We start from the raw sequence: 4307 nt of genomic DNA, 5'->3' as shown, positions 1-4307 counted from the left end.
AACCTTTTTTGCTAAACCTGTGCGGTCTGAAAGCTCAACCGCTAAACCACAAAGGGTGGCTGGTCCTTGTGCCGGCTCATAACGACCCTGCTTCCTCTTATAAAGAAAACGGTGTAAAGGCTCTTCCTTTTCCATTCCTTAAGATTATCTTCGGATGGGACTACCAAAAATCTGGACTTTCAGGCTTTAAATGAGGACCGATCCGTACGGCCGAAACCTTTTTTGCTAAACCTGTGCGGTCTGAAAGCTCAACCGCTAAACCACAAAGGGTGGCTGGTCCTTGTGCCGGCTCATAACGACCCTGCTTCCTCTTATAAAGAAAACGGTGTAAAGGCTCTTCCTTTTCCATTCCTATAGAAGAGTTATAATCTCCGCACATTCCTGCATCCGATAAGTAAGCACTCCCGTTTTCTAATATCTGTGCATCAGCCGTGGGAACATGCGTATGGGTTCCTACAAGAACACTGATACGACCATCAAGAAAATGCCCAAGACATTGCTTTTCACTTGTCGTTTCTGCGTGAAAGTCAAAAATAATCGCATCTGCCTGCTCCATTAAAGCACAAGCTAACAAAATCTTTTCAGCTGTTTCAAACGGATCAACCACCTTACACGGCATGAAAACATTTCCCAAAAGATTTGCAACAAGCACCTGAGCTCCATTCTTTGCTGTAAAAATACCAGAGCCTCTTCCGGGAGTGTCCTTCATAAAATTAGCTGGACGTAAAAAACGATCACTCTCAGGCGCATAGTGTAACGCTTCTTTGCATGAAAAAGCATGATTCCCCGTTGTTACAACGTCAACACCTACCATTAAAAGATTTTGATACGTCTCCTGTGTGAGACCAAAACCACCAGACGCATTCTCACCATTGACCGCAACAAAATCAAGCTGCCATTGCTCGATAAGTCTTGGAAGCTGTTCAAAAACAGCTACACAACCTGTTTTTCCAACAATATCACCTAAAAATAAAAAACGCATAAGCGTTTTAATCACACTTTAGCGTTTTAAGAAACCTTTTTCTGTAAAAATTCCTTGCACAATGAGATCATGTTCTGCATGCGGAATGGATTCAACTTCCTGACAGGAAAAGCCTAAGCCCAATAAGGCAACATGATGCCCTTGTTTTTCGAGCGATTCAACCGCACGATCATAATAGCCTCCTCCATAACCAAGACGGTGACAGTGACGATCAAACGCCGAAAGAGGAACAATAATAACGTTTGGTACAAGAACTGCATTTTCTGCACCAGGCCCTAATGTGCCAAAGCGCATCGGTTCTAATACGGTGCTCTGAGAATAGGCACGAAAAACCATAGTGGTGGAATCAAGCACTGCTGGTAAAGCTAAGCATCCGCCACATAATGCTACGGCATCAAATAAAGGGCGGGGGTCAATTTCCGATTTGATTGGCCAATAGCCTGCTAGAATGATGCGTGAAAAATCCTCCCCTTTTTCTTTAAGGTTACGAACCACATGGGAACAGGCGCGCTGCGAAAAAAGAGCGCGTTCTTGTTCTGAAAGAGCAGCGCGTTGCGATAAACCGATCTTGCGTAACTTTGCACGAATCGAGGAAGCAGACTGCGGATCGTGAGCGGCTTGTGTCATTCTATCGTCGATCATTTTATATTTTGCTGCAAGGGGCAAGAAAAGGGTGTAACAAATAAAGTCCTTTAAACTATCTTTAATAAATCCCTTGAGAAAATATTATAGCGCGTGGTTGCATACGAAAAAAACTCTCACCTATGTAAAAAAGGGTGATCCACAACAGCCGATGGAAAAAGCTGATCCCGGAAACCTAAACAATAGGTGGGCGCCATATGAAAAAGCCCACGAGCTTCATCAGGGACAGCTCCCTTGGAGATCAATAAGGTCTCAGGAATACGTTATTCCCTGTCGGGAAGCGCAGAACACCCCATCTGCATTATAAAACAGTTTTAGATTTTCGGCTAGATAGAAAATTGCCTTGATGCAATCCCACCCTTTTAAAAATTCCAAGCACCATCAGGAAGCGCTTATCGGGGAGTCTCCAACTGGGGAGTGCGTTGGAGCACTGTCAGAAAGATGTCGGCTGGGGAGCAGTCTGGGGGAGTGTTTCTCCTTTAAAGCGCTTGCGGTGAGAGCTCGTCTAGTAAGATCTCTACACGTTTTTGAAGTTTTCGCATTTGTGGATAATATTCAAGCGCTGTTTCATAGGCTTTGAGGGCCAGTTGTGGGCGCTCCGTTGCTTCCATAATAATTCCGAGCTCAAAAAATGCTATGTAATTGCGCGGCTCAAGTTCGAGAGCGTGGTTAAGGTCAAGCATAGCAAGTTTAAAATCACTCAATTGAATATGAATCCACGCACGTCTTAGCCAAGCTTCTGCATAAGTAGGATGAAGTGCAAGGGTATTGTCAATATAATCAAGGGCAAGGCCATAATTATCGGCGTTGATAGCATTTTCAGCCCATGACATTAAAAGATCAATCGTCTCATTGCCCGATTGGGACCATAAATATTGAAGTTGCTGACTTATCTTTTTCGCTTCATCAACATTTGCACAAGATTTTAACATCTTGAGTAAGCGTGAAACTTCTGCTTCTTTGCGTTGCCGCGCTTTTTCAAAAGAAGAATGCTGTATCGCTTTAGCATCTTCAAGAATGGTCGCAGTCGAATGAGAATCAGAAACTGTTGGTGCAGAGGAAGGGCGGCTTGGTATCAGATCATCCAGTGGCAAAAGCAATTGTGGAGAGGGCCTATCTTCAGGAAGAGAAGGAGGACTTTGTCCATATCCAGTGGAAATCAACCAAAAATCGCTTAAAAAAACAACGAAAAAAATTGCAAAAAAACGCAACGAAACCCACTGAAAAATAAAAAAACTCCGCAACAACAACCCTTTTAAAAAGCAAGAAGGTATCACAAAGACAAGTCCTCAAACAATAAAAAGCAAAGAACCCGCAACAAAAAAACTTCAAGAGATAAAAGTCAAGAGATAAAAGATTGAATGCCTATGAAAAAGAAGGCATAAAACCCATTATTCTTGAATCATCATCCTTGACGGGCTCTAAAACGAGGGTTCGTTTTATTGAGGATATAAACACGACCTTTGCGACGTACCAAACGATTGTTACGGTGACGCTCTCTCAATGCTTTAAGTGAATTTTTAATTTTCATCATACTCACCGTTTCTCTTCAGACAGGGAATTACTGCCATAACTCCCATATTAATGTTTTTAATGTTTACAACTTTCGTATTATAACCATAACTTTCGTATTATAACCACAACACACTGCCGTATTACAAAAATATGATGATTATAAGAAACTACTCTATTTCATACTTTTCCACTCTTTATAAAAAGAAAAACGCACCCTTAAAAAGGCACGCTTTAATGCATTGCTACTGCCACAATGAAAAAGCAAAAAATCTTTAAAGCCTTTCTAACAAAAAATCTTTTTTTGTCAAGGGAGGATTCACGACAAATTTAGAAGAGAGTCTGAAACCGAAGAAAAGAGCAAAAGAGAAGGAAAATCTGAAAACTTCTCAGTTTTTCTTAAATGGTTACTTTTTATTCAATGATCAGTGAGTAAAAGGTGCCTTCTTAAGGAATCGGGGGAGAAGAATATATGGACTGGAGTGCAAAAGGACTTCTGTGAAGGATGCTCTTTGAGAATTTAGACTAAGTTATGCTTTGCTGGGGGAGGCTCATGCTTTGTTTGAAAAGTGCAAACTGTATGTCGTGTTTATACAGTACAAGCTTCATAGACAGATTGAGAGAAAAGCCGTTTTTCTCTTTAAAATCCTAAAAGTGCAATAGGAGAAATGCCAAGAAACTGCTTAAGTAACCGACAAACCAAATTTCGCGATTTCATTTTGCCATCATGATTTACAAGAATGGGGGCGTTTATCATTTTTAGACTTTCTGTTCAGCCGTTAACTGTGGCATTTGTATCGTTAAAGCTGAATATTATGAGCCAATTCATGCATTGGGGTCAGTTGTATGCAGGGAATTTGATCAATGTTCTAGCACTCTTTCGTGAGGTGATTATCGATGGAGAGTCTCTGGGTATCGCCAAAAGAATGGAGGATGCAAAGCATCTGATGAGATGCCACTTCCAAGGAAATTGAGAAGAAGCTTTTGCTCTTGATCATAGGCAGTTTGGGGGACTTTTATCCTATCAGGATTGGATTTCTTTGCCGCCTCAGCTGTGTTCAATGATATCTCTAGTGAGGTGATTATCGATGGAGAGTCTCTGGGTATCGCCAAAAGAATGGAGGATGCAAAGCATCTGATGAGATGCCACTTCCAAGGAAATTGAGAAGAA

General features: G+C 41.5%; 4 protein-coding genes and 1 other RNA gene. All 5 read right to left on the bottom strand.

Annotated elements, in window-relative coordinates; genetic code table 11:
- Nucleotides 1–160: 160 nt before the first annotated feature.
- The 5 genes from HNQ69_RS06685 to ykgO all read right to left on the bottom strand — a co-directional run bounded on the left by HNQ69_RS06685 (nt 161) and on the right by ykgO (nt 3155).
- The gene (locus HNQ69_RS06685) at nt 161–982 is read right to left on the bottom strand and encodes a TIGR00282 family metallophosphoesterase (protein ID WP_183229276.1); all 822 of its coding nucleotides are present in this window, start codon (nt 980–982) and stop codon (nt 161–163) included.
- 18 nt (nt 983–1000) lie between these two features.
- Nucleotides 1001–1624, bottom strand: coding sequence for a 5-formyltetrahydrofolate cyclo-ligase (locus HNQ69_RS06680; RefSeq protein WP_425486686.1), 624 nt, complete (start codon nt 1622–1624; stop codon nt 1001–1003).
- A gap of 132 nt (nt 1625–1756) precedes the next feature.
- A non-coding RNA gene (ssrS, locus tag HNQ69_RS06675) (6S RNA) lies at nt 1757–1916 on the bottom strand.
- A 187-nt stretch (nt 1917–2103) separates the two neighbouring features.
- A complete protein-coding gene (locus HNQ69_RS06670) occupies nt 2104–2901 on the bottom strand; it encodes a tetratricopeptide repeat protein (RefSeq protein ID WP_183229275.1) in 798 nt (265 codons plus the stop codon).
- A gap of 128 nt (nt 2902–3029) precedes the next feature.
- Nucleotides 3030–3155: a type B 50S ribosomal protein L36 gene (ykgO, locus tag HNQ69_RS06665; RefSeq protein WP_011181208.1), complete on the bottom strand. Its 126-nt coding sequence runs from the start codon at nt 3153–3155 to the stop codon at nt 3030–3032.
- Between the last annotated feature and the right edge of the window lie 1152 nt (nt 3156–4307).

This window comes from Bartonella callosciuri (assembly GCF_014203215.1).
Classification (GTDB): Bacteria; Pseudomonadota; Alphaproteobacteria; order Rhizobiales; family Rhizobiaceae; genus Bartonella; species Bartonella callosciuri.
This window is presented reverse-complemented; position numbering and strand designations above follow the sequence as displayed.

What these genes read in the sequence shown, in the direction of transcription:
- HNQ69_RS06680 (WP_425486686.1), bottom strand. Translation starts at nt 1,624, where the DNA reads ATGATCGACGATAGAATGACACAAGCCGCTCACGATCCGCAGTCTGCT.
- ykgO (WP_011181208.1), bottom strand. Translation starts at nt 3,155, where the DNA reads ATGAAAATTAAAAATTCACTTAAAGCATTGAGAGAGCGTCACCGTAAC.
- HNQ69_RS06685 (WP_183229276.1), bottom strand. Translation starts at nt 982, where the DNA reads ATGCGTTTTTTATTTTTAGGTGATATTGTTGGAAAAACAGGTTGTGTA.